Annotated in this window: 30 protein-coding genes and 1 pseudogene; 17 read left to right on the plus strand and 14 right to left on the minus strand. The window is 65.8% G+C overall.

Features of this window, described 5'->3' with window-relative positions; translation table 11 throughout:
- Position 1: 1 nt before the first annotated feature.
- Entirely contained in the window at positions 2–292 is a 291-nt protein-coding gene (locus tag HOY44_RS18545; RefSeq protein WP_287436783.1) for a hypothetical protein, read from the plus strand.
- A 156-nt stretch (positions 293–448) separates the two neighbouring features.
- Here HOY44_RS18545 and HOY44_RS18550 read toward each other — a convergent pair whose 3' ends face one another.
- Positions 449–679, minus strand: coding sequence for a sulfurtransferase TusA family protein (locus HOY44_RS18550; RefSeq protein WP_008328982.1), 231 nt, complete (start codon positions 677–679; stop codon positions 449–451).
- 96 nt (positions 680–775) lie between these two features.
- On the opposite strand from HOY44_RS18550, the gene HOY44_RS18555 reads away from it, so the two are divergent.
- The 3 genes from HOY44_RS18555 to HOY44_RS18565 all read left to right on the plus strand — a co-directional run bounded on the left by HOY44_RS18555 (position 776) and on the right by HOY44_RS18565 (position 4,301).
- Positions 776–1,528, plus strand: a complete 753-nt coding sequence (locus HOY44_RS18555; protein ID WP_287436786.1) for a cytochrome c biogenesis CcdA family protein — start codon at positions 776–778, stop codon at positions 1,526–1,528.
- Between the two features lie 173 nt (positions 1,529–1,701).
- Positions 1,702–2,940 (plus strand): hypothetical protein, encoded by a 1,239-nt coding sequence (locus tag HOY44_RS18560; RefSeq protein ID WP_287436788.1) that lies wholly within the window; start codon positions 1,702–1,704, stop codon positions 2,938–2,940.
- Positions 2,940–4,301, plus strand: a complete 1,362-nt coding sequence (locus tag HOY44_RS18565) for a cytochrome P450 (RefSeq protein ID WP_287436790.1) — start codon at positions 2,940–2,942, stop codon at positions 4,299–4,301. The genes HOY44_RS18560 and HOY44_RS18565 overlap by 1 nt, the downstream gene beginning before the upstream one ends.
- A 26-nt stretch (positions 4,302–4,327) precedes the next feature.
- On the opposite strand, the gene HOY44_RS18570 is transcribed toward HOY44_RS18565, so the two are convergent.
- Complete coding sequence (locus HOY44_RS18570; protein ID WP_138423281.1) at positions 4,328–5,329, minus strand: Fe(3+) ABC transporter substrate-binding protein; 1,002 nt, start codon at positions 5,327–5,329, stop codon at positions 4,328–4,330.
- Between the two features lie 72 nt (positions 5,330–5,401).
- Complete coding sequence (mazG, locus tag HOY44_RS18575; RefSeq protein WP_138423280.1) at positions 5,402–6,232, minus strand: nucleoside triphosphate pyrophosphohydrolase; 831 nt, start codon at positions 6,230–6,232, stop codon at positions 5,402–5,404.
- A gap of 106 nt (positions 6,233–6,338) precedes the next feature.
- Between mazG and speB the strand changes: the two genes are divergently transcribed.
- Positions 6,339–7,298: an agmatinase gene (gene speB, locus HOY44_RS18580; protein ID WP_287436794.1), complete on the plus strand. Its 960-nt coding sequence runs from the start codon at positions 6,339–6,341 to the stop codon at positions 7,296–7,298.
- Between the two features lie 143 nt (positions 7,299–7,441).
- On the opposite strand, the gene HOY44_RS18585 is transcribed toward speB, so the two are convergent.
- Positions 7,442–7,786, minus strand: a complete 345-nt coding sequence (locus tag HOY44_RS18585; RefSeq protein ID WP_287436796.1) for a hypothetical protein — start codon at positions 7,784–7,786, stop codon at positions 7,442–7,444.
- A 55-nt stretch (positions 7,787–7,841) separates the two neighbouring features.
- Between HOY44_RS18585 and HOY44_RS18590 the strand changes: the two genes are divergently transcribed.
- The 5 genes from HOY44_RS18590 (at position 7,842) to rpiB (ending at position 11,832) form a co-directional block, all read left to right on the plus strand.
- Positions 7,842–8,264: a DUF1499 domain-containing protein gene (locus HOY44_RS18590; RefSeq protein WP_008328967.1), complete on the plus strand. Its 423-nt coding sequence runs from the start codon at positions 7,842–7,844 to the stop codon at positions 8,262–8,264.
- Between the two features lie 262 nt (positions 8,265–8,526).
- Positions 8,527–9,582: a peptide chain release factor 1 gene (gene prfA / locus HOY44_RS18595; RefSeq protein WP_287436799.1), complete on the plus strand. Its 1,056-nt coding sequence runs from the start codon at positions 8,527–8,529 to the stop codon at positions 9,580–9,582.
- Positions 9,579–10,418: a peptide chain release factor N(5)-glutamine methyltransferase gene (gene prmC / locus HOY44_RS18600; RefSeq protein ID WP_502710703.1), complete on the plus strand. Its 840-nt coding sequence runs from the start codon at positions 9,579–9,581 to the stop codon at positions 10,416–10,418. The genes prfA and prmC overlap by 4 nt, the downstream gene beginning before the upstream one ends.
- A 225-nt stretch (positions 10,419–10,643) precedes the next feature.
- Positions 10,644–11,291, plus strand: a complete 648-nt coding sequence (locus HOY44_RS18605) for a DUF4167 domain-containing protein (protein ID WP_287436801.1) — start codon at positions 10,644–10,646, stop codon at positions 11,289–11,291.
- A 100-nt stretch (positions 11,292–11,391) separates the two neighbouring features.
- The gene (gene rpiB / locus HOY44_RS18610) at positions 11,392–11,832 is read left to right on the plus strand and encodes a ribose 5-phosphate isomerase B (protein WP_287436803.1); all 441 of its coding nucleotides are present in this window, start codon (positions 11,392–11,394) and stop codon (positions 11,830–11,832) included.
- A gap of 12 nt (positions 11,833–11,844) precedes the next feature.
- Here rpiB and HOY44_RS18615 read toward each other — a convergent pair whose 3' ends face one another.
- Positions 11,845–12,990 (minus strand): KH domain-containing protein, encoded by a 1,146-nt coding sequence (locus HOY44_RS18615; protein ID WP_287436805.1) that lies wholly within the window; start codon positions 12,988–12,990, stop codon positions 11,845–11,847.
- A gap of 136 nt (positions 12,991–13,126) precedes the next feature.
- The gene (locus tag HOY44_RS18620; RefSeq protein WP_008328960.1) at positions 13,127–13,672 is read right to left on the minus strand and encodes a peroxiredoxin; all 546 of its coding nucleotides are present in this window, start codon (positions 13,670–13,672) and stop codon (positions 13,127–13,129) included.
- Positions 13,673–13,980: 308 nt separating this feature from the next.
- Between HOY44_RS18620 and lipA the strand changes: the two genes are divergently transcribed.
- The 3 genes from lipA (at position 13,981) to HOY44_RS18635 (ending at position 16,263) form a co-directional block, all read left to right on the plus strand.
- A complete protein-coding gene (gene lipA / locus HOY44_RS18625) occupies positions 13,981–14,931 on the plus strand; it encodes a lipoyl synthase (protein WP_040884397.1) in 951 nt (316 codons plus the stop codon).
- Positions 14,928–15,350, plus strand: coding sequence for a PaaI family thioesterase (locus tag HOY44_RS18630; RefSeq protein ID WP_287436809.1), 423 nt, complete (start codon positions 14,928–14,930; stop codon positions 15,348–15,350). Before lipA ends, HOY44_RS18630 begins: the two co-directional genes overlap by 4 nt.
- Positions 15,351–15,429: 79 nt before the next feature.
- On the plus strand, positions 15,430–16,263 hold the full coding sequence (locus tag HOY44_RS18635; protein WP_287436811.1) for an endonuclease/exonuclease/phosphatase family protein: 834 nt from the start codon (positions 15,430–15,432) through the stop codon (positions 16,261–16,263).
- A 3-nt stretch (positions 16,264–16,266) separates the two neighbouring features.
- On the opposite strand, the gene HOY44_RS18640 is transcribed toward HOY44_RS18635, so the two are convergent.
- Both HOY44_RS18640 and HOY44_RS18645 read right to left on the minus strand, forming a co-directional pair.
- Positions 16,267–17,154, minus strand: a complete 888-nt coding sequence (locus tag HOY44_RS18640) for a c-type cytochrome (RefSeq protein WP_287436813.1) — start codon at positions 17,152–17,154, stop codon at positions 16,267–16,269.
- Positions 17,155–17,222: 68 nt separating this feature from the next.
- Entirely contained in the window at positions 17,223–17,696 is a 474-nt protein-coding gene (locus HOY44_RS18645) for a c-type cytochrome (RefSeq protein ID WP_008328955.1), read from the minus strand.
- Between the two features lie 90 nt (positions 17,697–17,786).
- Between HOY44_RS18645 and HOY44_RS18650 the strand changes: the two genes are divergently transcribed.
- Entirely contained in the window at positions 17,787–18,650 is an 864-nt protein-coding gene (locus HOY44_RS18650; protein WP_287436816.1) for a LysR family transcriptional regulator, read from the plus strand.
- Here HOY44_RS18650 and HOY44_RS18655 read toward each other — a convergent pair.
- Positions 18,640–18,825 carry a hypothetical protein gene (locus HOY44_RS18655; RefSeq protein ID WP_008328953.1) on the minus strand — a complete coding sequence of 62 codons (186 nt, stop codon included), beginning with the start codon at positions 18,823–18,825 and terminating at the stop codon, positions 18,640–18,642. The genes HOY44_RS18650 and HOY44_RS18655 overlap by 11 nt on opposite strands.
- 3 nt (positions 18,826–18,828) lie before the next feature.
- The gene (gene hpt / locus HOY44_RS18660) at positions 18,829–19,371 is read right to left on the minus strand and encodes a hypoxanthine phosphoribosyltransferase (RefSeq protein ID WP_008328952.1); all 543 of its coding nucleotides are present in this window, start codon (positions 19,369–19,371) and stop codon (positions 18,829–18,831) included.
- Between the two features lie 82 nt (positions 19,372–19,453).
- Here hpt and HOY44_RS18665 point away from each other — a divergent pair, with 82 nt between their 5' ends.
- Complete coding sequence (locus HOY44_RS18665) at positions 19,454–19,900, plus strand: type II toxin-antitoxin system RatA family toxin (protein WP_138423265.1); 447 nt, start codon at positions 19,454–19,456, stop codon at positions 19,898–19,900.
- A gap of 10 nt (positions 19,901–19,910) precedes the next feature.
- Here HOY44_RS18665 and HOY44_RS18670 read toward each other — a convergent pair whose 3' ends face one another.
- The 3 genes from HOY44_RS18670 to HOY44_RS18680 are packed head-to-tail and all read right to left on the minus strand — an operon-like array spanning position 19,911 to position 22,535.
- Positions 19,911–20,858, minus strand: coding sequence for a site-specific tyrosine recombinase XerD (locus tag HOY44_RS18670; RefSeq protein ID WP_287436819.1), 948 nt, complete (start codon positions 20,856–20,858; stop codon positions 19,911–19,913).
- Positions 20,855–22,405 carry a hypothetical protein gene (locus tag HOY44_RS18675; protein WP_287436821.1) on the minus strand — a complete coding sequence of 517 codons (1,551 nt, stop codon included), beginning with the start codon at positions 22,403–22,405 and terminating at the stop codon, positions 20,855–20,857. The genes HOY44_RS18670 and HOY44_RS18675 overlap by 4 nt, the downstream gene beginning before the upstream one ends.
- A complete protein-coding gene (locus tag HOY44_RS18680; protein ID WP_008328948.1) occupies positions 22,398–22,535 on the minus strand; it encodes a hypothetical protein in 138 nt (45 codons plus the stop codon). The genes HOY44_RS18675 and HOY44_RS18680 overlap by 8 nt, the downstream gene beginning before the upstream one ends.
- Before the next feature lie 140 nt (positions 22,536–22,675).
- Here HOY44_RS18680 and HOY44_RS18685 point away from each other — a divergent pair.
- A pseudogene (locus HOY44_RS18685) lies at positions 22,676–23,233 on the plus strand (shikimate kinase); the annotation flags it as partial.
- A gap of 1 nt (position 23,234) precedes the next feature.
- Positions 23,235–24,344 (plus strand): 3-dehydroquinate synthase, encoded by a 1,110-nt coding sequence (gene aroB / locus HOY44_RS18690; protein ID WP_287436824.1) that lies wholly within the window; start codon positions 23,235–23,237, stop codon positions 24,342–24,344.
- Here the strand turns inward: aroB and HOY44_RS18695 are convergent.
- Entirely contained in the window at positions 24,341–25,399 is a 1,059-nt protein-coding gene (locus HOY44_RS18695; protein ID WP_138423260.1) for a site-2 protease family protein, read from the minus strand. The genes aroB and HOY44_RS18695 overlap by 4 nt on opposite strands.
- Positions 25,400–25,419: the final 20 nt, after the last annotated feature.

The raw sequence follows: 25,419 nt of genomic DNA on the forward strand, positions 1-25,419 counted from the left end.
GATGGAGCTGAGAGATTACCGGGGGTCTTTTCTGGTCGATGGTCACGAGACCGAGCGGATGGACCTTCGCATTCTCCTGACCATCGGCGGCGGCGAAACACACGGGTCGGGCGCGTTCCGCGTGCCCGCCGCGATGATCGGGTCGGAAAGCGAAGGGCCGCTCACCTTCGTGACCGACACCGGCGAGACGATCACGCTCCACGTGCGGGAATTCGACCTGACGCAGGGGGTGGCCTACTTCCTGACCGACGGGGCGGTGCCTGCGATGGCACGGGCGCGCGACGCCGGATGAGACGAGACACGGGGCGGGTGCGCTCGCCCCTGACGCGGATAGGGCCGCAGGCAGAAAACAACCGGGCGGTACAATGACGAGCCTTATCAGCGAAACTGGGGAGCCATGGGCTCCCCTTTTTCTTTTGAGATCAGGCCATTGCGACGGACGGTCCGGCTAGGCGCCCTTGCGGATCGTATAGGCGGTGGCGGCACCGTCGTCGTCGGTCGAGATCAGCGTGTGCCCTTCCTCGGCGCAGAAATGCGGCACGTCGATCACGGCAACCGGGTCGGTGGCGAGCAGGCGCAGAACCTGACCGGGCTGCATCCCGCGCAGGGCCTTGCCTGCCTTCAGCACCGGCCAGGGGCAGAGAAGCCCGATGGCGTCGATTTCCACGTCGTGATCCATGGCCAAGCGCATACTGCCGAAGGTGTTACAAGTCCATCGCCCGGATGTGACGTTGTGGCAGGTGACGGCGGGCGCGGAGCCGGGTAGAGGGGGAGCATGTTCGGGATAGACCTTATCGACGCGAGCCTTCTGCCCGCGCTTCTCATCGCGCTGGTCGCGGGGCTTTTGAGTTTTCTCAGCCCCTGCGTGCTGCCCATCGTGCCACCCTATCTGGCCTATATGTCGGGCGTGAGCGTCACGGAGTTGTCCGAGGGCGCGAGATCGTCGCGCAAGGCGACGGTCGCGGCGCTGTTTTTCGTGCTGGGCCTGTCCACGGTGTTCCTGTTCATGGGATTCGCCGCGAGTGCCTTCGGCGCGTTCTTTCTGCAAAACCAAAGCATCTTCAACACCTTGGCCGGGATCGTGGTCATGGTGTTCGGGGCGCATTTTCTTGGCATCTTCACGATCCCCTTCTTGAACCGCGAGGCGCGGCTGGACGCGGGCGACCAAGGGGGGAGTGCCTTCGGCGCCTATCTTCTTGGGCTGGCCTTCGCCTTCGGTTGGACGCCCTGCATCGGCCCGCAACTGGGCGCGATCCTGTCGCTCGCGGCATCCGAGGCGAACGTGGCGAGGGGCACCTTCCTTCTGGCCATCTACGCGGCGGGGCTGGGCATTCCGTTCCTGCTGGTCGCCGCGTTCTTCCCCCGGATGAAGGGCGTCATGGGCTGGATGAAGCGGCATATGGAGCGGATCGAGCGGATTATGGGGCTGCTTCTGTGGACCATCGGCCTCTTGATGCTGACCGGGGGCTTTTCGGCGTTTTCTTATTGGCTTCTCGAAACCTTTCCGGCGCTCGCGACACTGGGCTGAGTTTCGCCGCGCTGGGGCGCGGCGATCCACCGGGGGAGGCGCTGCCTCCCCCGGACCCCCTCCGAGGTATTTTTGGACCGAAGAAGAGAGCGGGCCTGCGCCCGGATTGTCGCGTGAGGGGCTTATTTTCGCCGGAAACGGGGGCTATCGTTTCGCGAAAGAGGCAGTGAGCGATGACGGACGGGCTAGGACAGAGCGTGAGGCGGCGGCGGGTGTTCTACATCCCCGGCTACGACCCGATTCATCCCCGCCGCTACCGTGAGCTCTACCGCAGCGAAGGGGCGGCGCAGGCGGCGATTTCGGGCTATGAGATCGGCCTCGTGGGCCGTCAGGGCGGCGCGACCTATGGCTGGCAGGTCGACGGCGCGATCGAGGGCGGCGAGGTCGAGGCGGAGTTCGACGTGCTGGTCTGGTCCGACATCGTGCGCACATCGATGGCGCTGAACATTCCCCAGACCTATCTGCTGATGGCGCGCACGGCCTGGACCTATATCGGGTCGGGGGCGCTGTGGCGGCTGATGCGGTTGCGCAAGGGGCCGGTGATGGCCGCGCTCTATCCGGTCGGGATGCTGATCCTGCAACTGGTCGTCGCGCTGCTCGCGGGCTGGATCGTGGGCGGCATTCTGAAATGGGCGGTGGGCGCGGTGGTGCCGGGTGTGCTGGCGCATCTCGTGTTCTGGCTGGCGCTCGTCGCCGTGCTGGTAGCCGTGCTGCGCGCGTTCCGGCGTTACGATAACAAGCTGTTCGTCTATTACCTCATGCACGATTACGCCTATTCGGCCCGCTCTCGGGGGGCCAATCCGCCGGAGCTTGAGGCGCGGATCGCCGCGTTCGCGGACCAGATCGCCGCCGCGCTTGCCGAGGACGTGGACGAGGTGCTGGTCGTCGGCCATTCGTCGGGCGCGCATCTCGGCGTGTCGATCCTTGCCGATCTGGACCGGGCCGGGCGCATTCCGGCGGACGGGCCCGCGCTTGGCTTTCTCACGCTGGGGCAGGTGGTGCCGATGGTGTCGTTCCTCAGGGATGCCGACCGGCTCAGGCGCGATCTGCACGATCTGTCCACCTCCGACAGCCTGTTCTGGCTCGACGTGACCGCGCCCGGGGATGGCTGCGCTTTCGCGCTATGCGATCCGGTGGCGGTGTCGGGGGTCGCGCCCGAGGGACAACGCTGGCCGCTTGTGATCTCGGCGGCCTTCACCCAGACCCTCAGCCCGGAGCGTTGGAAGGAATTGCGCTGGCGGTTCTTCCGGCTGCATTTCCAGTATCTCTGCGCCTTCGACCGTCCCGGCGATTATGACTATTTCCGCATCACGGCAGGGCCGCTCACGCTGGCCGAGCGGTTCGCGGGGCGCGCCCCCTCGCAAAGCGCGATCAGAGTGGCGGCGTCGAAATTCACGAGCATGGCGTCGTGATGCAGCCGCCCAAGCCCGCCCCGCGTCCGGGCCGCATATCGCTGCGCCGTTATGCGCGGCTCTTTCGCGAGGATATCCTGTCGGCCCAGCCCGGCCACCTGTACCGTGCGTGGATGGCCGAGTTCCGCACGCCGTTCTTCCGGTCCTATCTCTGCAACGACCCGGCGCTGACGAAACTGGTGCTGAAGGACCGCCCCAACGATTTCCCGAAATCCGACCGTATCCGCGAAGGTTTGGCCCCGCTTCTGGGCAATTCGGTCTTCGTGACCAACGGCGAGACGTGGAAGCGGCAACGCCGGATCATCGACCCGGCCTTCGAAGGCGGTCGGCTGCGCGACACGTTTCCGGCGATGTGGGCGGCGGGGCAGGCGGCCGAGGCACGGATGGAGACGCTTGTGGGTCAGGCGGTCGATATCGAGCCCGAGACCAGCCATGCCGCCGCCGATGTGATCTTTCGCACCCTGTTCTCTGTCCCCATCGAGGATCGGACCGCCTCGCGCGTGTTCGAGAAATTCCGCGAGCACCAGCGCGCGCAACCGGTCCTGAACCTTGGCGCGGTGCTGCCCTTGCCGAAGTGGTTTCCCCGTTTTCACAGCCGGGCGACCAAACGGACGGCGGCCGAGATTCGCGCGCTCATCACGCAGATGACGGCGGACCGCATGGCGGCGATCGAGGCAGGCACGGCACCCGACGATCTGGCGACCAAGATCATGACGACCCGCGATCCGGTCACGCACGAGACCTTCGATACCGCCGAGATGGTCGATCAGGTGGCGATCTTCTTTTTGGCGGGGCATGAGACTTCGGCCTCGGCCCTGGCCTGGACGCTCTACCTGCTCGCCCTGTTCCCCGAGTGGCAGGACAGGGTGGCGGAGGAGGCGCGGGCGCATCTGGGCGACACGCCGGAGTTCGGGACCGTGTCGCGCCTGCGGATCGCGCGCGACGTGTTCCGCGAAGCTCTGCGGCTCTACCCCCCGGTGCCCATGATGGTGCGCGAAGCGGCCTGTCCCGAGCATTTCCGGGACCGTGACGTGCCGAAGGGGGCGCAGATCGTCCTCAGCCCGTGGCACCAGCACCGCCATGAGCGCTTGTGGGAGCGGCCGGACGACTTCGATCCGGGCCGGTTCGCGACCGAGAACGGCAAGACCTGTCTGCGCGAGGCCTATATGCCGTTCTCGGCGGGACAACGGGTCTGCACCGGGGCCGGGTTCGCGATGGCCGAAGGACCGCTCCTTCTGGCCATGCTTCTGCGCCGGTTCCGGTTCGAGACGGTCGCGGGCAGACCGGCAATGCCGGTCGCCCATCTGACCGTGCGCGGCAAGGATGGCATCTGGCTCAGGATCGAGCGCCGTTCCCCCTGACCGCCGGACGGTGTGACCCGAAGGGGTCAGCCGTCGTAGTCGACTTCCTGCGTGATGCGCAGCGCGTCGGGGCGCAGTTTGGCCAGATCCATCAGCGCCACGTCATCGGCGGTGAAGCTGCCCCAGCTTTCGACCATCGGCGCGTTCGGCACTTCGGGGTCCACCGGGTATTCGTGCACGGCTTCGGCATAGATTTCCTGCGCCTTGTCCGAGGCGAGGAACTCCATGAACGCCAGCGCATCTTCGCGGTGCGGCGCGGCCTTGGTCATCGCCATGCCCGAGACGTTGACGTGCGTGCCGCCACCTTCGAACACCGGAAACTCGATGCGAACCGAGTTGGCCCATTCGGTCTGTTCCGGGTCGTCCAGCATTTCGCCCATGTAATAGGTGTTACCCAGCGAGATGTCGCATTCGCCGGCCCAGATCGATTTGACCTGCGCCCGGTCGTTGCCCTGCGGCTTCATCGCGAGGTTGGATTTCACGCCTTCGAGCCAGGCTTTCGCGCCCTCTTCGCCCATGTGGTGAATCGCCGCCGAGGTGAGCGCGACCATATAGGCATGGGTGCCGGACCGGGTGCAGATGCGCCCCTCCCATTTCGGGTCCGCGAGATCCTCGTAGGTCGTGACTTCGCCCTCGGCCACGCGCTCTTTCGAGGCATAGACGACGCGGGCGCGGGTGGTCAGTGCGAACCACTGGTTGCCGGGGTCGCGCAGGTTTTCCGGGATCTGCGTGGTGAGCGTTTCGCTGTCGACCGGCTGGGTCACGTCGGCGGCCACCAGTTCGGCAAGGCGCGAGATGTCGGTCGTCAGGATCACGTCCGCGGGCGAACGCTGCCCTTCGGCCTGAAGCCGTTCGACCATGCCGGTGTTCAGGAAGGCCACGTTGACCTCGATCCCGGTGTCTTCGGTGAAGGCATCGACCAGCGGCTGAATGAGCTCCGGCTGGCGGTAGGAATAGACGTTGACCTCGGCGAGCGCCGGCATTGCGGTCGCGGCAAGGCAGGCGGCGGTGATGGTGGTGCGGAACATGGAATCCTCCGTATTGCGTTCGCCCGCGTTAAATCTGACTAAATTCGTCAGGTCAATACCACACGGAAACAATCAGGAATTCGCGCCGGCCTTCTCCTCGGCTTTCACGGCCTCCCAGAGCGCATCCATCTCGGCAAGGTCGCTGTCCTCTGGGCGTTTCCCCATCGCCTGAAGCCGCGCTTCTATCCCCCGGAAGCGGCGCACGAATTTGGCATTGGTGCCGCGCAAGGCCGCCTCCGGATCGACCTTCAGATGCCGCGCCACGTTGGCCAGCACGAAGAAAAGATCACCGATCTCCTCGGTCAGTTCCGCGTGCGACAGGTGATCCCGCGCCTCGACCACCTCGCGCGCCTCCTCGGCCACCTTGTCGAGCACCGGCGCGAGGTCGGGCCAGTCGAACCCCACCCGCGCGGCCCGTTTCTGAAGCTTCACCGCCCGCAAGAGCGCGGGCAGGCCCAGCGCCACATCGTCCAGCACCCCGCCACGATCCCGCGCTGCACGCTCGGCGGCCTTGATCGTCTCCCAGTCCACGGTCTGCTGTTCGGCGGACTTGTCGCGGGTTTCGTCTCCGAACACATGAGGATGGCGCGCGACCATCTTGTCCGACATGGTGTTGGCCACGTCGTCGATGTCGAACAGCCCGCGTTCGGACGCCATCTGTGCGTGAAACACCGACTGGAACAACAGATCGCCCAATTCGCCGCGCAGCTCGCCCCATGCCTCGCGCTCGATCGCGTCGGCCACCTCATAGGCCTCTTCGATGGTATAGGGCGCGATGGTCGCGAAATCCTGCTCGATGTCCCACGGGCAGCCCGTGTCCGGGTCGCGCAGGCGCCGCATGATCTCGACCAACCGGGGGATGCCGCCTGCCGGGTCGTGCACGATGTCGTCCGAATTCGTCATGAGCGTCTCCTTCGTCCGAACCCGTAGCAAAGCGCGCCGCGCATCGCCAGAGCTTGCGGGGGATGCGGCCCGGTGGCACCCTGCGCGCGACCATTGAGGAGGCACCATGTCGCTCGAAGACGCACAGAACGAAGTCGATGTCGCATTCACGCGGGACGAGATGAAGGGGCTCGCGTTCGAGAACACCTTCGCGGGCGCGACCAGTTTCCTGCGCCGCCGTTACACCAAAGATCTGACCCATGCCGATATCGCGGTCACGGGCATTCCGTTCGATCAGGCGGTGACCAACCGGCCCGGCACGCGCCTCGGCCCACGTGCGATCCGCGAAGCTTCGGCGCTGCAAACCCCCGAACCGCCCTATGGCTGGGATTACGACGTGATGTCGACCTTCGCCATCGCGGATTACGGCGACATGGCCTTCGATTACGCGGCCCCGGTCGAGATCCGCGACCGGATCGAACGCCACATCGCGGGCATCCTCGCGCAGGATTGCGCGGTGGTGACGCTGGGCGGCGACCATTCGATCACGCTTCCGATCCTGCGCGCCCATGTGGCGAAGCACGGGCCCTTGGCGCTTATCCAGTTCGACGCCCACACCGACAGTTGGGAAAACCCGGACCCGGCCCGCGTGGATCACGGCACCTTCGTCTACACCGCGGTCGAGGAGGGGCTGATCGACACCGCGCATTCCGTCCAAATCGGGATCCGCACCGTGAACGAGGATACGCTCGGCATCACCGTGATCGACGCGCCCGAGGTGCACGACATAGGTCCGAAAGCGGTCGTCGAGCGGATCAAATCGGTCGTGGGCGACGCGCAGGCCTATCTCACCTTCGATATCGACGGGCTCGACCCCGCCTTCGCCCCCGGCACCGGCACCCCGGTCTGGGGCGGGCTCACCTCGGCGCAGGCGGCGGCGATCCTGCGCGGGCTCAAGGGCACGAACATCGTCGGCGGCGATATCGTCGAGGTGTCGCCTCCCTTCGACCCCACGGGCGCCACGGCCATCGCGGGCGCCCATGTCGCGGTCGAGATCCTCAGCCTCTGGGGCTATACCCGCCGCTGATCCCTTCTCTGTTTCGAAAAACCTCGGAGGGTGGGCCGGATTTGCCTGCAAATCCGGTCAGGGAGGCTGGCCTCCCTCCGCCCGCACGGGCCCGCCCGCAGGCGGGCCCGTGCTGACGATGTGCGGGCGCAAGCCCGCTCCGCTCACTCGCAGCGGGACCATTCGGCGACGAATCCGTCGCGGATGACATAGACCCCTTCACCCGACCGCATCAGCATGACGCGCTCGGTATAGGTCGTGCCCTCGGCGGAACATTCCATATCGTAAAGCGTCGCCTCCATCCCCGTGACACCGACCGGGTTCATAAGGTCGCAGGTGTTCTCGACCCCCATCAACTGCCCGTCTTGGATGGCCACGGCGCCCCCGTCCATGCCGATGGTCTGACAGGACCAGCCGCTCATGCCGGACGGGTAATAGACCCCATCGTATGCCTGGGCGAGCACTGCTGCGGGCAGGGTGGCCGCGATCACGAATATCCGCAAAACCATGGTCTTCCTCCGAAATGCCGTTAACCTGAGCCCAAGCTAACAGGTCGGAGGCCAAATGCTCCTGAAAATCATCGGCGTTCTCGTCGCGCTCGTCATCGTCTTCGGACTCTGGGTCCGGGTGTCTCCGCTGCCACAGGACCGCCTGAGTGCGAAGCCCGGCCCGGATGCCGAGGGCGTCCATCCCTCGATCGGCGGGATCAAGGTGGTCCGCCCATTGTCGGACCTGCCGGAAAACGCGCTGGACAGGATGGTCGAGATCGCGGCCGCCACCCCGCGCACCGAGCGGATCGGCGACGGCACCGACCCCGCGACCTTCGTCACGCGCTCAAAGCTTTGGGCATTCCCGGATATCGCGGTGATCTGGGTCGAGGACGGCAATCTGCATGTCCAGTCGCATCTGGTGTTCGGCAAGGGCGACATGGGGGTGAACGCGGCCAAGGTTACGCGCTGGTTCGACCGGCTCGAAGCGGAGGCGTGAGGACACGCACATCTCGCCCGTCGGTTTCCATGACGGCGTGTTCAGCGTCATCTCGCAGCGCGCCATGAAGGCGCGGCCATCGACCGTCATGCAGATTTCCTGCCCCAGTTCGACCCGCGCGCCCTCGCGATCCGTGCAGAAGCAGTCGGGATCGGCCAGGGCCGGCGCGGCGGTGAAAAGCAGGGGGAACAGGGCGCGCATGGGTTACGGTAGCCGATAACACGGGCTTGACCAAATCACGGCTTTGCGCGACGAGACCCGGATGGTGCCACTCGACAAACTCGACGCGATCACACAGCGATTCCAATTCCTTGAGGCGAAGATGTCTCAGGGCTTGTCCGGCGACGAAATCGCCGAGGTCGGGCGCGAATATGCCGAACTGAAGCCTGTGGTCGAGGAAATCGCGGCCTTCCGCCAGCTTCTGTCGGACATCGAAGACGCCGAGGCGATGCTGTCGGACCCGGAAATGCGCGAACTGGCGGAAGACGAACTGCCGGCCTTGCGTGAGCGGCTTCCGGTCATGGAGCAGGCGATGCGGGTGGCGCTGCTTCCGCGTGATGCGGCGGATGCGCGCCCCGCGATGGTGGAAATCCGGCCCGGTACGGGCGGTGACGAGGCATCACTCTTCGCGGCCGATCTACTGCGCATGTACCAACGCTATGCCGAGGCGCGGGGGTGGAAATTCGACACGCTGGAGCAAAGCCTGACCGAGGTGGGCGGCGTGAAAGATGTCGTGGCGCGGGTCTCGGGCGATGGCGTCTTTGCCCGGCTGAAGTTCGAATCCGGCGTGCATCGGGTCCAGCGGGTGCCGGAAACCGAAAGCGGCGGGCGCATCCACACATCGGCGGCCACGGTGGCGGTGCTACCCGAGGCCGAGGATGTGGACATCCACATCGACCCCGCCGACATCCGCATCGACACCATGCGCGCCTCCGGGGCGGGCGGCCAGCATGTCAACACGACCGATTCCGCCGTGCGCATCACGCACATCCCCACCGGGATCGTCGTGACCAGTTCCGAGAAATCCCAGCACCGCAACCGCGAGATCGCGATGCAGGTGCTGAAAACCCGGCTGTTCGACGCCGAACGCCAGCGCGCCCATGACGAACGCGCCTCGGCCCGCAAGGCGCAGGTGGGGTCGGGCGACCGCTCGGAACGCATTCGCACCTATAATTTCCCGCAAGGGCGCATGACGGACCACCGGATCAACCTGACGCTCTACAAGCTGGGCGACGTGATGCAGGGCGATCTGGACGAGGTGATCGACGCGCTGATCGAGGCGGATCAGGCCGCGAAACTGGCGGAGCTCGAAGGTTGATCCTGTCGGGCGCGCTGGCGATGGGCACCACGCGGCTGCGCGAGGCGGGGATCGACGGTGCGGCGCGCGACGCCCAACTCCTCCTCGCTCAGGTCTTGCGGATCGAGGTCATGCGGCTTTCGCTGGAGCGCGACATGCAGGTCTCGCCCGCCGACATGCTGGCCTACGAGGACATGCTCGAGCGCCGGATCGCACGCGAGCCGGTGTCGAAGATCATCGGGCGGCGGCAGTTTTGGGGCCGGGATTTCACGGTCACCCGCGACGTTCTGGACCCGCGCCCCGAAACCGAGACGCTGATCGCCGAAGCCCTGACCGGCGCGCCGCCGTCGCGCATCCTCGACCTCGGCACCGGATCGGGCATCCTCGCCGTCACGCTGCTCGCCGAATGGCGCGAGGCTTTCGCTGTCGCCACGGACCTGTCGGACCCGGCGCTGAAGGTCGCTGCGCGCAACGCCACGCTGAACGGGGTGGACAACCGTCTGACCTTCCTCGCCTCGGATTGGTTCGCGCGGGTTCAGGGCCGCTTCGACCTGATCGTGTCCAACCCGCCCTATATCGCCGCAGACGAAATGCCCTCGCTCGCGCCCGAAGTGCTGGGGTTCGACCCGCAGATGGCGCTCACCCCCGGTGGGGACGGGCTGGACCCATACCGCAAGATCGCGGCCGGGGCGCTGGCCCATATGGACCCGGGCGGGCGGATACTGGTGGAAATCGGGTTTCGGCAGGGCCGCGCCGTGTCCGACATTTTCGCGTCGGCAGGGCTTGAAGACGTGCGGATTCACCCCGACATGGATGGAAGGGACCGGGTGATCGGTGCCCGCGCCCCGCATTCCTAACGATTTCTCAGGGTTTTCACGTCACATAGTGGCAAAAATCTCCGGTTATCTTACGGAAACGACAAAATGCCCCTTGTCACGCCCTGACCTGCGTGTTTACTCAAGGATAGCACCTGATGAGGCCGTTCGCCTCTCGGTGCGACAAGCCGAAAAGCCGGACCGCAGAGACGCAGCGGAGGAGTTGCGCGGACCGAGAGCCAGAAAACAGGCTGGATACAGGAACTTATGAGATCTTCGAAATCACGTTCGCGCGGGAAGAACAACCGCAACCGCTCCCCCTCTAACAACATCAACCGGGTCTTCGACAGCTCCGGTCCCGAGGGCAAGGTGCGCGGCACCCCGCAGCAGATCATCGACAAGTACACGCAATTGTCGCGCGATGCCTTCCTCGGCAACGACCGCGTGGCGGGCGAGAACTTTCAACAGCATGCCGAGCACTATGCGCGCCTGCTGTCCGAAGCCCAGAAGGATGCCGAGGCCAAGCGCCAGCAGAACCAGCCCCAGCAGGGCGGGAACAGCGGCGGCAACGGCCAGCACGACAATCAGTCGAACGGCAACAACGACGGCAACGGGAACAACCAGCGCAAGAACCGCGATGCCCAGCGCCGCGAGGAAAAGCAGAACCGCGATCGGTCGAACGACAATTACGATCCCGGTTCGTCGCCCCAGCCCGACGTGATCGTAACGGCGCAGGACGACGACAACGGTCTGGTCGAAACGCCGGAGAACGCGCAGAAGGCGGACGATACGCCCGCCGAAAAGCCGAAAAAACCCCGCGCCCCGCGCAAACCCCGCGCCAAGAAGCCCGAAGGCGACATGGCCGAGGCCACGCAGGGCGCCAGCGACGGCAGCACGCCGGAAGCGGCGGAATAAGCCGCAGCGACAGTCGGGAAAACGGGCCGCCACGGGCGGCCCTTTTCATGTCTGGTCGTCCGGGCTACACGGGGGCGCAATTCCAGCGAAGTGACCCGAAATGACCCAGAACAAACGCATCGTCCTGTCCAGCGACCACGCGGCCATCGAGCTGCGCCAGACCATCGCCAAGCATATCGAGGCGCAGGGGTGGGAGGCCGTGGATATCGGTCCGACCACGCCTGAAAGCACGCATTACCCGCTGCACGGCCAGGCGGCGGCGCGAAAGGTCGCCTCGGGCGAGTGCGCGCTTGGGATCATCCTGTGCGGCACCGGGCAGGGCATCATGATGGCGGCGAACAAGGTCGCGGGCATCCGATGCGGCGTCTGCTCCGACACGTTCTCGGCCCGGATGATCCGCCAGCACAACGACGCGAATATCCTGTCGCTCGGCGCGCGGGTCGTGGGCGAGGGGCTCGCGCTCGACATCGTGGACGCGTTTCTGAACGCCGAATTCGAGGGCGGTCGGCACGCGACGCGGGTGGAGATGATCGAGGGCTGAGGGCTCGTCCGCTCAGTCGTTTCCATAGGCCAGAAGCTTCACCTCGCCGGAGCGCAGCGCGACCGCGTAAAGCCGGAACGCGCCCGCATTCGGATAGGCCGGACCTGACGGGGCCGAGGCCGAGACGAGCAGCCAGCCATCGCGCAACAGGTGCGGCACCAGCGGCGGTCCGTGTTCGTTGCCGTAATCGAACAGATCTGTGAGCCCCGGAAAGCCGATCGTCGGGATAAAGGTGGATATCATGGCGCCGTCCAGCGTGAAGGCCCGGATATCCCCCGGCCGGGAAAAGGCTCCGGTCAGGACGACCTGCCCGGTGGCGGGATCGAAGAGCAGGGCGGAGGCGTCATAGTCGTTCAACCCGGCGATGAGCCGCCAAGCGCCCGTGAGCGCGTCGACGGCATAAAGATACCCCGGCCCGCCATAACTCACCGCAAAGACGGTGTGTGAGGATGGGTCATACACGCTCGCAGCGGGCAGGAGGATGGCGGGCACTTCCCCCGTGATCGGCAGGAACCGCAGGCCGGAAGGGTCCGACAGCGTAACCCCCGTCTCATCGAACCGGACGTCGGGACCGCCCGTTTCACCCGGCGTCTCGATCCAGCCCCGCAACGCCGGGGGCAGGTCGCGCGGTTCTGCAAGGTGGTCGGCAAGATAATCGCGCGACAGTGCCGCTATCGCGTGGTCCACCCGGTCGACCCTGAGGGCGGCCCGCCCGGCCTTGTGCAACGCGGTGAAGCTGGCGATGCGGTCGATCCCGAACCTGTCCCCGACGGTGTCGAGCATCACGCGATAATCCGCGCCCACAGGCCCAAAGACCAGGGGCAGGTCGGGGCCCTCTTCGATCTGCATGGGTATGCCCGACAGGGTGACGCGGGCGGGCGCGTCGTCCGGCCCGTCCCTGACCACTTCCGATATACGTGTGCCTTGGGTGGTCTCGATCCGCCAATGCGCCTCGCCGCCGTCGATCAGGACCAGCGCCACATCCGAACCGGGGCGATCGACCAGCAGGTTGATCTCGGGCAGGGCGTAGAAATCGTCGGTCTGGCGACCTTGTCCGACCGAAACCACGTGCACCTCGACATCGGCAAAGGCCGGCAGGCCCACGACGAAGGCCAGAAAAGCCAGCGCAAAACGCACGGATTTCCGTTTCGCTGACATGGTGCCCGGTCCACCCTCCCTGTCCTCATGGGAACAAGACGAGTCTAGCGCCGGTCCGGGTGTCGGTCGAGTTGGCCGGACGACACGAAAAAGGCCGCCCCCAAAGGCGGCCTTCGACGTTACGCAAGGGGCGCGATCAGGCCGTGGCCGTCGCGTTTTCCTTGAGCCATTTCAGCACGTTCTCGGGCGAGCTTTCGCCGTAGGGGTCTTCGCCGTGGTTGTCGCACATGCCCGGCTCGACAAAGAGCGCCTCGATCACGCCGTCGTTCACGATGGCCGCATAGCGCCACGAGCGGGCCCCGAAGCCGAGGTTGTCTTTGGCGACCAGCATCCCCATTGCCTTAGTGAATTCACCCGAACCGTCCGGGATCACCTTGACGTTGGTCAGGCCCTGATCAATGGCCCATTTGTTCATGACGAAGCTGTCGTTGACCGACATGCAATAGATCTCGTCGATGCCCTGCGCCGCGAAATCCGAAAAGCCCTTTTCAAAGCCCGGAAGCTGGTAGGTCGAACAGGTCGGCGTGAAGGCACCGGGGAGCGAGAACAGCACGACGCGCTTGCCCGCGAAGTAATCGTCCGAGGTCATGTCCTGCCAGCGGAACGGGTTCGGGCCACCGACGCTTTCATCGCGCACGCGGGTTTTGAAGGTGCAGGCGGGGATACGATCACCGACGTTCATGGGTCTCTCCTGAGTTCTTGTACAAACTTGATGCTTTCCGTCTGGAATCGCCGGAAAGTTTACAGGAGTTCTAAGATCATACTGCACGCGCAGAGACAATGCTGCGGCGCAACATGGCAGATATGCGGGCGGGCGCCGGGGCTTCGGCGGTCGAAAATTTGCGCGTTCGGGGCGCGATTGCCCGCGCCGGTCGCGCATTTCAATCCGCATCCGGCGGCCAGCCATGACCCGGTTGCATAACGGACGCCCGGTTTTCGCGGTGACATTCAGGGCCGAATGGATATATGTGGGGCAGAACGGAGGACATCATGCGTGACCTGAAGATCCCGGCGAGCCGCCATCCCGAGAAAGCTCATCGCCCGGACAATGCCCAGCCCAAGAAACCCGATTGGATCAGGGTGAAGGCGCCGGGTGGCCAGGGCTATGCCGATACCCACAGGATCATGCGCGAGCACAAGCTCTCGACCGTCTGCGAAGAGGCCGGGTGCCCCAATGTGGGCGAGTGCTGGTCGCAGGGCCACGCCACCATGATGATTATGGGCGAGATCTGCACGCGCGGCTGCACCTTCTGCAACGTGGCTACGGGCCGCCCGGATGCGCTCGACGTGTTCGAGCCGGGGCGGGTGGCCGATGCGGTCAAGAAGCTGGGCCTCAATCACGTGGTCATCACCAGTGTCGACCGGGACGATGTGGACGACGGCGGGGCCGAGCATTTCGCCATGACGATCCGCGCCGTGCGCAAGCAGGCCCCCGGCACCACCATCGAAATCCTCACGCCCGACTTCCTGAAATCCAGCCCCGGTGCGCTGGAAACGGTGGTCGAGGCGAAACCGGACGTGTTCAACCACAACCTCGAAACCGTGCCGGGGCTGTATCCCAGCGTGCGGCCCGGCGCCCGGTATTTCCATTCGCTGCGGCTGTTGCAGCGGGTCAAGGAACTGGACCCGAGCATGTTCACCAAGTCGGGGATCATGGTGGGGCTGGGCGAGGACCGTCAGGGCGTCATGCAGGTCATGGACGACATGCGGGCAGCCGACATCGACTTCCTCACCATCGGGCAATACCTGCAACCGACGCCCAAGCACCACGCGGTCGATCGGTTCGTGACACCGGACGAGTTCAAGAGCTACGAAAAGGCCGCCTACGGCAAGGGCTTCCTGATGGTGTCGGCCACGCCGCTCACCCGGTCGTCCTATCATGCCGGTGACGATTTCGCGCGGCTTCGCGACGCGCGGAACGCCAAACTCGGCCTCGCGTGACCGACGACGACATCGAGGCGCTCGGGCGCGATATCATCGCCCGGCAGCCCTTCGCGGCCGACATCGGCGTCGAACTCGTCGCGCTTTCGCTCGGAAAATCCGAACTGCGACTTGGTCTGGAAGCCCGGCATACCCAGCACCTCGGCATGGCGCACGGTGGCGTGGTGGCGACACTGGCCGACATGGCGCTCGCCTTCGCGGGCGGTCCGCTCATGGGTGAGGGCAGCGTGACGCAGGAGTTCAAGATCAACTACCTGCGCCCCGGAAAGGGCGAGGCCTTGGTGGCGCGTGCCGAAGTCGTCGGTTCGGGCCGCAGTCAGGCCGTCGTGCGCGCGGACGTGTTCGCGGTGTCCGGCGGGGCCGAAAAACTATGTGCGACCGCGCAGGGCACGATCATGCGGACGGCGAGCAGGTCATAATCTAGCGGAATTCCTGCCTCTCCATCCACGCGCTGCGGGGCTATCCTCGATGCATTGATTGCAGAGATTGGAGCGCGCCGTGGATCTGAAAGTCCTGTCCTGGAACGTCGAACATTTCACCGGCGCCGGCACCGGAAGCCGGCGCGACCGGGTGGCGCGGGTGGCGGATTACGTGGCCGGGGAAGCGCCGGACATCTTCGCGATCATGGAGGTGGAATCGGGCCGGGTGTTTTCCGAATTCGTCACCCGTATGCCCGGATATGTCTTCGCGATCACCGAAGGGCCGCAGACGCAGGAAACGCTCATCGGTATCCGCCACGGGATCACCGCCTTCATGACCCAGAAGAACGAGTTCAAGCGCAACAACCCCGGTCTGCGCCCCGGTGCGCTGGTGACGGTCACTGCACCGGATGGAAGCCACCTGCCGATCCTGTTCAACCATCTCAAGAGCCTGCCATCGCCCGAAGGCTTCGGTTTGCGCGACGCCATGTTCGAAAAGGCCTTCGGACTGAAAAGAACGCTGGACGGCGTGTCGGAAGGGTTGGGGCAGGAGGTGCGGTTCATCCTCGCCGGTGACCTCAACACCATGGGCATGACGCTGAAGGACAGCGATCAGGACATCACGGCGGCCGAGGAGATCGCGCGGCTCGATCGGCGGTTTCGCCGTTATGGGATGGTGCGCCTGCCCAAGACCCATGACACGACGTTCAATAACGGTTCGACGTCATCTTACGCGCCCGCCGACCTCGACCATGTGTTCGCGACCGAGACCCTGACCTTCGTCGATCAGGGGCAGGGCGCCAAGGTTCATGTCGGGGGATGGGCGGTCGAGGCGGAGGACGCGTCGCGCGACGACTGGATCGCCCGGTTCTCGGACCACGCGCCGCTGATGTTCACCGTCGCGGGGCTGTGACGCTCACTCCAACGGCAGCGCCTTCACATAGGCCGCGACCGCTGCGCGATCCTCCTCTGACAATTGCGAAAGGTTCTCGACGACCAGCGCCATGTGCCCGCCTGCCGAGTCGAATTCGGGCGTGAAGCCGGAGGTGAAATATTCCACCAGTTCGCCCTCGGACCACGACATTTCCGGCGGCGTCAGATCGGGGAACGACCCGCGCCCGGCGGGGTTCGGGGCACCGGTCATCCAGTCGGCTCCGGTCTTGAGCCCGCCCAGCGCGTTGCGCGGCGTGTGACATTCGGCGCAATGGGCCATGCCCTCGACGATCTCGCGCCCCCGGGTGAGTTCCGGCGACAGGTCGCCCTGCATCACCCAGTCGTCGTTCAGAAACAGCAGTTTCCAACCGCCAAGCGAGGCGCGGATGTTGAACGGAAAGCCCAACTCATGCGGCTGGGACGGCGTGGCATCGGCGGGAAGCGTCTGCATATAGGCGTGCAGGTCGACAACATCCTGCGGCGCCATGTGGATGTAGGCGCCGTAAGGCAGGACGGGGTAGTAATGCTGACCCTCGGGCGACGTGCCGTGATGCAGCGCGTTCCACAGGTCGATCGCCGCCCAGTCGCCGATCCCGGCTTCGGGGTCCATCGAGATATTGGGCGCGCGGAAGGTGCCGAAGGGCGAGGCGAAGGGTTGCCCGCCCGCCAGCACCAGCTTGTCCTCGGCATCCGCGTCCTCGGCCATGTGGCACGAGGCGCAGCCTGCGGCGATGAACACCTGCTCGCCATGCGCCGTGTCTGGTGTAAGCCCCGCCAGCAGCTCGGCATCGTCCGTTTTGGGCCGCGTCACCCACAGGCCGATGGCGGCCACGATGACGGCGAGCACGACAAGACGAACGATCCAGCGCATGAGGGTCTCCTTACATCAAAAAGACCGGGCCGCATCGGGCCCGGTCGTTCAGCAGCCGTGTCCGCCGCTCATTCGGGTTGCCTGTAGGCTTTGTGACAGTCGCCGCAGGCCCCGCCAAGGGGACCAAACGCAGATTTGAGCGAATCGAGCCCTTCGCCCGCCGCCGCTTCCATCGCGACTGCGGCTTCGTTCAGGGCGACGGCCTTTTCGATCACGCCGTCCATGTCGGTCCAGATCGCGGGCAGTGCGCGGCTGCCGTCGACATCGTCCGCCGAGGTGCCCGGCGCCCACATCGGTCCGGCGGCAAGGCTGGACAGTTTCACGATATTCGACGCGGCGGCGCTGGCGGCTTCGGCGTCGTAGTCCATCTTGTCCTGCGCCATCGCGCCGAGCGTGCCGAGGTTGAAGGCGTAAAGCTGCATCTGTGCATGGCGTGCCTTCACCGCGGCGGGCAGGCCCTGCTCGTGGCTGGCGGCGGGCAGAACGGTGGCGAACGTGCCGGCGGCGGCGAGGCCCAGAAGCGCGCTGCGAATGGTAATCATGGCTGTCTCCCTGTGGATTTTGGCTTCTTGCGACGCTAGCTGTTGGGAAATGAAGGTGAAGTCGGGAAAATCGCAAAGGGTCTGTGCGAAATGAAACAGATGGACTGGGAAGATCTGCGCTACGTCCTTGCCGTGGCGGACAAAGGCTCGCTCTCGGGGGCGGCGCGCAAGCTTGGCGTCAACCATGCGACGGTTCTCAGACGGGTGAACGCCTTCGAGGAAAACATGGGGATTGCCGTGTTCGACCGGACCGCGCGCGGCTATCGCATCGCCCCGCGACGGCGCCGGGTGCTCGATGCGATGCAGGCGGTGGAGGAAGCGGCGCTCGGGGTCGAGCGGGCCATCACGGCGGCGCGATCACCGCTGGCGGGCGTCGTGCGTGTCACGTCGACCGACACTCTTTGCCTGGGCATCCTGCCGGAAATCATCGCGGCGGTGCAGCTTGGCGCCGAGGGGCTGGAAATCGAACTCAGCTCGCAGAACCAGCACGCCGACCTCGCCCGGCTCGACGCCGACATCGCGGTGCGTCCCGCCGCCAAGCTGCCACCGGAACTGACCGGCGTGGTCGCCGCCCGGCTGGGCATGTCGGTCTACGGCGCACCCGGGGGGCGGGACGCGTGGCTGGGCCTGTCCGGCAACCTCGCCCGCATCACGCTGGGCGAGAAGATCAAAGAGATCACCGACGAGGCGCATATCGGGGCCCGCTGCGACAGTTTTCCCGTGCTGCGGGAAATGGCCGCCGCCGGTCAGGGCCGCGCGATCCTGCCCTGCATACTGGGCGATCCCGATCCCCGGCTCGAACGGCTGGATGGGCTGATCGCGGCGACAGCGGTGGACCTCTGGGTCGCGTCCCACGTCGATCTGGCCGAAGTGCCGCGCATCCGGGCGGTGCGCGACCTTATCATCGCCGGGCTCGAACGCGCGGCCCCGCGGCTCCTCGGCGCTACCGGGTGATCTTTCCGCCCGGCGTGTTGTCCATCGTCAGCCAGTCTGGCCAGCCGACCAGGCGTTCGATCCCGAAGAGGACGAGGCACAGCGCGACCACGATAAGGAACAGTTTCACCTGTTTCTCGCCCGGCGGGTTGCGCGCCCATTTCGCCATGCGAAAGAACTGGCGCATGTTGAACACGGCTCAGGCCCCGTCGGTGAAGCGCACGGCCCCGATGAAGGGCAGGTTGCGGTTTCGCTGGGCGTAGTCGATGCCGTAACCGACCACGAATTCATCCGGAATTTCGAACCCGATCCAGTCGGCCTTCACATCCACCTCGCGCCGCGTCGGCTTGTCGAGAAGCGCGATACAGGACAGCCGTTTCGGCTCCCGCGATTTCAACAGGCCGATCACGTGTTTCAGCGTGTGTCCGGTGTCGACGATATCCTCGACCACCAGCACGTCACGCCCCGCGATCTCGCCGCGCAGATCCTTGAGGATGCGCACCTCGCGGCTCGTCACCGTGGAATTGCCATAGGACGAGGCTTCGAGGAAATCGACCTCGACCGGCAGGTCGAGCTCGCGCACCAGATCCGCGATGAACACGAAAGACCCGCGCAAAAGCCCCACGACCACCAGCTTGTCGGTGCCCTTGAAGCGCGCTTCGATCTCTTTCGCCAAGGCCTCGATCCGGGCCGCGATGGCCTTGGCCGAGATCATTTCGTCTATGACATATGGCCGCGACATGAACCCGACTCCCGCTCGCCCCCTTGCATCCGGGCCCTACCTTATGGAATTTGCGCCCCGAGTCACGGGCCGAAGGGGCGACATGCCGACACATAGCGAAAAACGGGTTCTGCCCTACACCGCGCAGCAGATGTACGATCTTGTCGCGGACGTTGGGAAATATCCCGAATTCCTGCCGTGGAACGCGGCGGCGCGGGTGCGCAAGGTCACGCCGCAGCCCGACGGGACCGAGGTGATGGAAGCCGACCTCGTGATCTCGTTCCGCGTGTTCCGCGAACGCTTCGGCAGCCGCGTGGTGCTGGACCCGGAAAACATGCGCATCGACACCGAATACCTCGACGGCCCCTTCAAATACATGAAGAGCTACTGGCAGTTCCGCGATGTCGAGGGCGGATGCGAGGTCGAGTTCTTCGTGGATTTCGAATTCAAGAACATGGTGCTGCAAAACCTGATCGGCGTGGTGTTCAACCAAGCCATGCAGCGCATCGTGCGGGCTTTCGAGGACCGGGCCAAGGCGCTCTACGGCTAGGCGCGCGCTCTCAGGTCACGCCGCCTTTTTTCGCCAGCGGATGATGGCTCAGGACAAGTTCCTTCAACCGTTCGTCCAGCACATGCGTGTAGATTTCGGTCGTCGACACGTCGGCATGACCCAGAAGCGTCTGGATCGCGCGCAGATCGGCCCCGTGAGCCAACAGATGCGTTGCGAAGGCATGGCGCAGGCGGTGGGGCGTGACGGTTTCGGGCGACACGCCGGCGACCACCGCGATATCCTTGATGAGGCCGTGAAAGCGATGGCGCGTCAGGTGGCCGTCCTTGCCGGTCGACGGGAACAGAAAACGCGAAGGCTTCGCGCCCTTGGAACGGGCCGCGTCTTCGGCCGCGTCGCGCACGTCGAGCCAAGAGGCGAGCGCCGCGCGCGCAGGTGGCGAAAGCGGCACCATGCGTTCTTTGCCGCCCTTGCCCATGACGAGAAGCATCCGCGGATCGCCGCGTGCGGCCGAGACGGGCAGGGTGACAAGTTCGCTCACCCGCATTCCGGTGGCGTAGAGCACCTCCATCATGCAGGTGTTGCGCAGCCGGTCCGCGTCGGTCCGCCCATGCTGCCTGGCCGCGTTCAGCAGGCGTTCGACGTCGTCCTCGGACAGCGTCTTCGGAAGGCGTCTGGCCTTGCCCGGCCCGGTGATGCGCAGGGTCGGGTTGTCGGTGCGCCAGCCTTCCTCGAACGCGAAACGGTAGATCTGCTTGATCGCGGATAGCCGCCGCGCGCGGGTGGAAACGGCAAGGCCCTGTGCCTCGCAATCGATCAGATAGGCCTCGACCGTGGCCCGGTCGGCGCCCCCGAAATCCTCACCCATCCGATCAAGATATCCCGAGAAGTCCTTGAGATCACGGCCATAAGCGAGCAGCGTGTTCTGCGAGGCGTCCAGTTCGGCGGCCTGCGCCTCCAGAAACGCCGAAATCCACAGGTCCGGCGAGCGCGGGCTCATCCGCGCCGCTCCAGTATGAGGAAATCGAGGGCCGCGCGGCGCGCCACATCCTCAAGCCCGATCGCACGGAACAGGGCGAGCGCATCGGCCACCTCGTCGAAATCACCTCGGGTTCCGACGGTGAAGTCGCTGATCGCGGCGAGGATCGCTTCGCCCAGCCGGTCGCCATCGACCAGATCGGCGTAGCGGCCCGGAATGGCGGCGGCCGAGAACCCGTCCGCCACCGCCCTTGCTGCGTCCGTGGGTGGGGTCAGGCCCGCCACATTGCCCTGAGCGACGCCCGCCAGAAACCGATCCATCGCGCTGGTGGGGTCCGCTTCCAGCGCGATGATCTCATACCGGTCGCCCAGCAGGCCCATGTGAAACGCAATGTCGGCGGCTTCGCCCTTCAGGTCCATCCCGGCGATGGTCTGCCCGTAAAGCCGCGCGATGGGCATGTCGAGCTCGGCGGCTTGAAGGGTGGACCATGCACGCGGCAGGATCACCTCGACCGCGCGGGGATTGCCGTCGCTGACGGCGCGGTCCAGATCCTGCACCAGCCGAACACGCTCCCACACCCCGCCGGATGCGGCCGGTTCGCGCAGCGTGTAGAGCCCCAGAAGCTGATTGTCCGACAGGGCGCCGGCGCGGGCCAGCCGTTCGCCCGCCTCGACCTGCGCCTTCCAGCCGATGTTCGAGCGCAGATCGGCATGGGCGAAGGCGCGCGGCAGATTGGTGGTCGGCACCGGTTCCCCGATGGCCTCGAACAGCCGAAAGGCCAGCGGCGTCATCGGGCGCGGAGGTTCGGGCGGCGCTTCGCCCTCGAACAGATCGGGGTCGAGGAATCGGGCGAGAAGCAGGTCTTCGTCCTCGGTGATCTCGCCCAGCGCGCGGGCGTTGCCCATGACCAGAACGGCACCGTCCCAGTCCCCGGCGCGCGCCAGACAAAAGACACGGGCCGGGTAGGTGGGCGACAGGTCCGGCGCGGCCTCCATCGCGCGGCAGACCTCGTCTTCCTGACCGATCAGAAGGGCCGCGTCGAACCAGCGGCGCACGATATCGGGTGTCGCGGCCCCGGCCTGCGTGAGGAGCGCGTGGGCTTCCTCCACCGCGCCCATGTCCAGCAGCTTGTCGATCCGGGCGAGGAACACGGCCTGCCCGTCACCGCCGCCGGCCTGCGGCGGATCGAGTTCGGCCAGCAAAATCTCGGTCAGAAGCGATTGCAGGGCCGGGAGCATATCGGCCCGCTCGTCGGAAATGCGGCGCACGATGTCCTCGGGCTGTGACGCGCCCCACAGGCCAGCGGGCAACCCCGTTACATGCGGTGCAAGCAGACCGATGGCATCCGGGCGTGGTCCCGACGAGGCGTCCAGCGGAGCGACCGTGATCGCGGCGACCTCGGCCCCGGTCGTCTCGCCCGCGCCATTCGACGGGCCGAGCGGCACGTCGGCGGGTTCGTTCACGCTGTCGGACAGCCAGTTGATCGCGGACATCGGCGCGCCCGGATCTTGCGCGAGGGCGAGCCCCGGCGCGATGAAAAGAACGAGGGCGGCAGCGGTCCTAGCCATCATCCAGCGTCACCGAGAGCGAATTCTCGGACGCAGGCGGCTTGAGGTCCCCGACGAGCGCATAGCCCGCGATGCCGATTGCCCCGAGTATCACGATTGTCGCGACGAACTTTATGAGCCGCCAAAGCATTGGGTCCCCTTTGTGCCTCTGTCTCTGCCCGATCTTTCCGGATCACGGGTTTGCCCCCGCGTGCAGTTCATATATGGCATGTCCGGCGCGGTCACGCCATGTGATCGCATTCACATTCCGGTCGGCAGACTGCTGCCGTTCGCAGGTGCAGGTTGAAGCAGGTGTTGAAAAAGCCAGTCACGGTGGTCGGCATGATGGGCGCGGGCAAGACCGCGGTCGGCAAGGCCTTGGCGACGCGACTGGGGGTGCCCTTCCTCGATTCGGATGCCGAGATCGAGGCGGCGGCGAACATGACCATCGCCGAGGTGTTCCAACGGGACGGCGAGGCTTTCTTCCGTGATCGCGAGGCCGAGGTGATCGCACGGCTGCTTTCGACCGGCCCGATCGTGCTGTCGACGGGGGGCGGTGCTTTCCTTGCCGAACGCAACCGCGATGCGATTTCGGCGGCGGGCGTATCGCTGTGGCTGCGGGCGGATCTGGACCTGCTGTGGCAGCGGGTCCGGCACAAGACGACTCGGCCGCTATTGCGCACGGCCGATCCGAAGAAAACGCTGGGCGAGATCTATGCGGCACGTCAGCCGATCTACGCGCTCGCCGATCTGGTGGCCGACGCGGACCCCAAGTATTCGATTTCCGATATGGCCGCCCACGTCATCGACGTTCTGAAAACGCGGCCCGACGTGCTCGAGGAGGTCTAGGATGGAAACCGTTCACGTCGCGCTTGGCGATCGCTCCTATGACGTGCGGATCGGGCCGGGGCTGCTGTCTCAAGCGGGCGCGCAGATCGCGCCTCTTCTGAACCGCCCGCGCGTGTCCATCGTGACCGAGGAGCGGGTAGCGGGGCTGCATCTTGCATCGTTGCAGGCCGCGCTGAAGGCAGAGGGGATCGAGAGCGAGGCGTTGATCCTGCCTGCGGGCGAGGCCACGAAAAGCTGGGCGCATCTCACCGAAACCGTCGAGTGGCTGCTTGCCCAGCGGGTCGAGCGCAAGGATGTCGTCGTGGCCTTCGGCGGCGGCGTGATCGGCGATCTGGCGGGCTTCGCGGCGGCGATCCTGCGCCGGGGCGTGCGCTTCGTGCAGATGCCCACCAGCCTTCTGGCGCAGGTGGACAGTTCGGTCGGTGGTAAGACCGGGATCAATTCGCCGCACGGCAAGAACCTTGTGGGGGCCTTCCACCAGCCCTCGCTCGTGCTGGCCGATATCGACGTGCTGGGCACGCTGACCGAGCGGGACTTTCTGGCGGGCTACGGCGAGGTGGTGAAATACGGCGGCCTCGGGTCGCTCGACTTCTTCGAATGGCTCGAAGCGAACGCGCCTGCCATGGCGGCGGGCGACATCGCGCTCAGGACCGAGGCGGTGCGCCGCTCGGTCCAGATGAAGGCCGACATCGTGGCGCGGGACGAAACCGAGCAGGGCGACCGGGCGCTGTTGAACCTCGGCCATACCTTCGGTCATGCGCTCGAGGCCGCGACGAGCTATTCCGACCGCCTTCTGCATGGCGAGGGGGTGGCCATCGGCTGTGCACTGGCGTTCGAGACCTCCGCGCGGATGGGCTGGATGAGCCAGGAGGCGCCGAGCCGGTTCCGCGAGCATCTGTCGGCCATGGGAATGAAGCGCGACCTGCGTGACATTCCGGGCGACTTGCCGGATGCCGAGGGTCTGATCGACCTCATGCGGCAGGACAAGAAGGTCGAGGCGGGCACGATCAAGTTCATCATGGCGCGCGGGATCGGCGAGGCCTTCGTCACGGATGAAGTCGACCTCGACCTCGTGCGCACGATCCTGTCCGAGGCGCTTTCGGCCCGTTAGCGCCCGAGCCGGTCCATCACGGTCCGGTGGCTGATATAGCCCGCGACCTCGCCGGTCGCATCCGTCACCGCGACCGCTGGCGCGCTGTTGAGCAGGCGCAGAACATGGGCGAGCGGCGTGGCGTCCTGCACCACGGGCACGTTCGTGGCCATCACCCGCGTGATCGGCGCCTGTGCACCCAGCGTGTGATACTGATCGTCCAGTTGCTTTCGCGCGAGCAGGCCAGTGATGCGGCGGCTCGCGCTGTCGACCACGGGAAATTCCGCCACACGCTCCCGGTCGAACGCTTCGCGCGCTTGTTCCAGTGTCAGCGAGGTGCCGAGCGCCTTGAACCCGGTGGCCATGACGTTGCCTGCGGTTTCGGTCTTCGCCATCGCGCGCAGGCGCACGTCGCGCGCTTCGGCGCGGGCGGCCATGAAGATGAAGACGGCGATGAGCGGATAGATGAAGCTGCCGATATAGAAGCCGTAGATGCCGAACCCCACGGCGAGCACCTGACCGACACCCGCCGCGATCCGCGTGGCCTTCACCCGGTCGGTGACCATGGCGAGGGTCGCGCGCAACACGCGGCCACCATCCATCGGAAAGGCCGGGATCATGTTGAACGCGGCGAGGATCAGGTTCAGCGTGGCCAGTTCGCGCGGCAGATCGGCGAAGGTCATGCCGCCGGTGAGGGGGGCCGCCTCGAAACTCAGCCCGGCGGTGATCCAGAGGACGAAGAAAATCACCACGTTCACGGCAGGCCCGGCGAGGGCGACGAGCACCTCTTGCCCCGGCTTTTCCGGGATGCGCATGAGGCGCGCGACCCCACCGATGGGCAAGAGCGTGATGTCCGGCGTCGGAATGCCGAACCGCCGCGCGGTCAGGGCATGGCCGTATTCATGCGCGATGACGCAGGCAAACAGCGCGAGCACATAGGCCACATTGACCAGCGCCGCGTCCAGCCCGCCGAACGAATAGGCGCTGCCGCCGACATAGGCGAGCAGGATCAGAAAGGTCGCGTGGACGCGAAGTTCGGAGCCGAGCAGGCGGCCGATGGGAAAAGACCAGCGCATATGTCAGAGATAGGACCGGG

Origin of the sequence: Maritimibacter sp., assembly GCF_016774595.1 — a bacterium.
GTDB classification, from domain to species: Bacteria; Pseudomonadota; Alphaproteobacteria; order Rhodobacterales; family Rhodobacteraceae; genus Maritimibacter; species Maritimibacter alkaliphilus.

What these genes read in the sequence shown, in the direction of transcription:
- HOY44_RS18545 (WP_287436783.1), top strand. Translation starts at nt 2, where the DNA reads ATGGAGCTGAGAGATTACCGGGGGTCTTTTCTGGTCGATGGTCACGAG.
- HOY44_RS18550 (WP_008328982.1), bottom strand. Translation starts at nt 679, where the DNA reads ATGGATCACGACGTGGAAATCGACGCCATCGGGCTTCTCTGCCCCTGG.
- HOY44_RS18555 (WP_287436786.1), top strand. Translation starts at nt 776, where the DNA reads ATGTTCGGGATAGACCTTATCGACGCGAGCCTTCTGCCCGCGCTTCTC.
- HOY44_RS18560 (WP_287436788.1), top strand. Translation starts at nt 1,702, where the DNA reads ATGACGGACGGGCTAGGACAGAGCGTGAGGCGGCGGCGGGTGTTCTAC.
- HOY44_RS18565 (WP_287436790.1), top strand. Translation starts at nt 2,940, where the DNA reads ATGCAGCCGCCCAAGCCCGCCCCGCGTCCGGGCCGCATATCGCTGCGC.
- HOY44_RS18570 (WP_138423281.1), bottom strand. Translation starts at nt 5,329, where the DNA reads ATGTTCCGCACCACCATCACCGCCGCCTGCCTTGCCGCGACCGCAATG.
- mazG (WP_138423280.1), bottom strand. Translation starts at nt 6,232, where the DNA reads ATGACGAATTCGGACGACATCGTGCACGACCCGGCAGGCGGCATCCCC.
- speB (WP_287436794.1), top strand. Translation starts at nt 6,339, where the DNA reads ATGTCGCTCGAAGACGCACAGAACGAAGTCGATGTCGCATTCACGCGG.
- HOY44_RS18585 (WP_287436796.1), bottom strand. Translation starts at nt 7,786, where the DNA reads ATGGTTTTGCGGATATTCGTGATCGCGGCCACCCTGCCCGCAGCAGTG.
- HOY44_RS18590 (WP_008328967.1), top strand. Translation starts at nt 7,842, where the DNA reads ATGCTCCTGAAAATCATCGGCGTTCTCGTCGCGCTCGTCATCGTCTTC.
- prfA (WP_287436799.1), top strand. Translation starts at nt 8,527, where the DNA reads ATGGTGCCACTCGACAAACTCGACGCGATCACACAGCGATTCCAATTC.
- HOY44_RS18605 (WP_287436801.1), top strand. Translation starts at nt 10,644, where the DNA reads ATGAGATCTTCGAAATCACGTTCGCGCGGGAAGAACAACCGCAACCGC.
- rpiB (WP_287436803.1), top strand. Translation starts at nt 11,392, where the DNA reads ATGACCCAGAACAAACGCATCGTCCTGTCCAGCGACCACGCGGCCATC.
- HOY44_RS18615 (WP_287436805.1), bottom strand. Translation starts at nt 12,990, where the DNA reads ATGTCAGCGAAACGGAAATCCGTGCGTTTTGCGCTGGCTTTTCTGGCC.
- HOY44_RS18620 (WP_008328960.1), bottom strand. Translation starts at nt 13,672, where the DNA reads ATGAACGTCGGTGATCGTATCCCCGCCTGCACCTTCAAAACCCGCGTG.
- lipA (WP_040884397.1), top strand. Translation starts at nt 13,981, where the DNA reads ATGCGTGACCTGAAGATCCCGGCGAGCCGCCATCCCGAGAAAGCTCAT.
- HOY44_RS18640 (WP_287436813.1), bottom strand. Translation starts at nt 17,154, where the DNA reads ATGCGCTGGATCGTTCGTCTTGTCGTGCTCGCCGTCATCGTGGCCGCC.
- HOY44_RS18645 (WP_008328955.1), bottom strand. Translation starts at nt 17,696, where the DNA reads ATGATTACCATTCGCAGCGCGCTTCTGGGCCTCGCCGCCGCCGGCACG.
- HOY44_RS18650 (WP_287436816.1), top strand. Translation starts at nt 17,787, where the DNA reads ATGAAACAGATGGACTGGGAAGATCTGCGCTACGTCCTTGCCGTGGCG.
- hpt (WP_008328952.1), bottom strand. Translation starts at nt 19,371, where the DNA reads ATGTCGCGGCCATATGTCATAGACGAAATGATCTCGGCCAAGGCCATC.
- HOY44_RS18665 (WP_138423265.1), top strand. Translation starts at nt 19,454, where the DNA reads ATGCCGACACATAGCGAAAAACGGGTTCTGCCCTACACCGCGCAGCAG.
- HOY44_RS18670 (WP_287436819.1), bottom strand. Translation starts at nt 20,858, where the DNA reads ATGAGCCCGCGCTCGCCGGACCTGTGGATTTCGGCGTTTCTGGAGGCG.
- HOY44_RS18675 (WP_287436821.1), bottom strand. Translation starts at nt 22,405, where the DNA reads ATGGCTAGGACCGCTGCCGCCCTCGTTCTTTTCATCGCGCCGGGGCTC.
- HOY44_RS18680 (WP_008328948.1), bottom strand. Translation starts at nt 22,535, where the DNA reads ATGCTTTGGCGGCTCATAAAGTTCGTCGCGACAATCGTGATACTCGGG.
- aroB (WP_287436824.1), top strand. Translation starts at nt 23,235, where the DNA reads ATGGAAACCGTTCACGTCGCGCTTGGCGATCGCTCCTATGACGTGCGG.
- HOY44_RS18695 (WP_138423260.1), bottom strand. Translation starts at nt 25,399, where the DNA reads ATGCGCTGGTCTTTTCCCATCGGCCGCCTGCTCGGCTCCGAACTTCGC.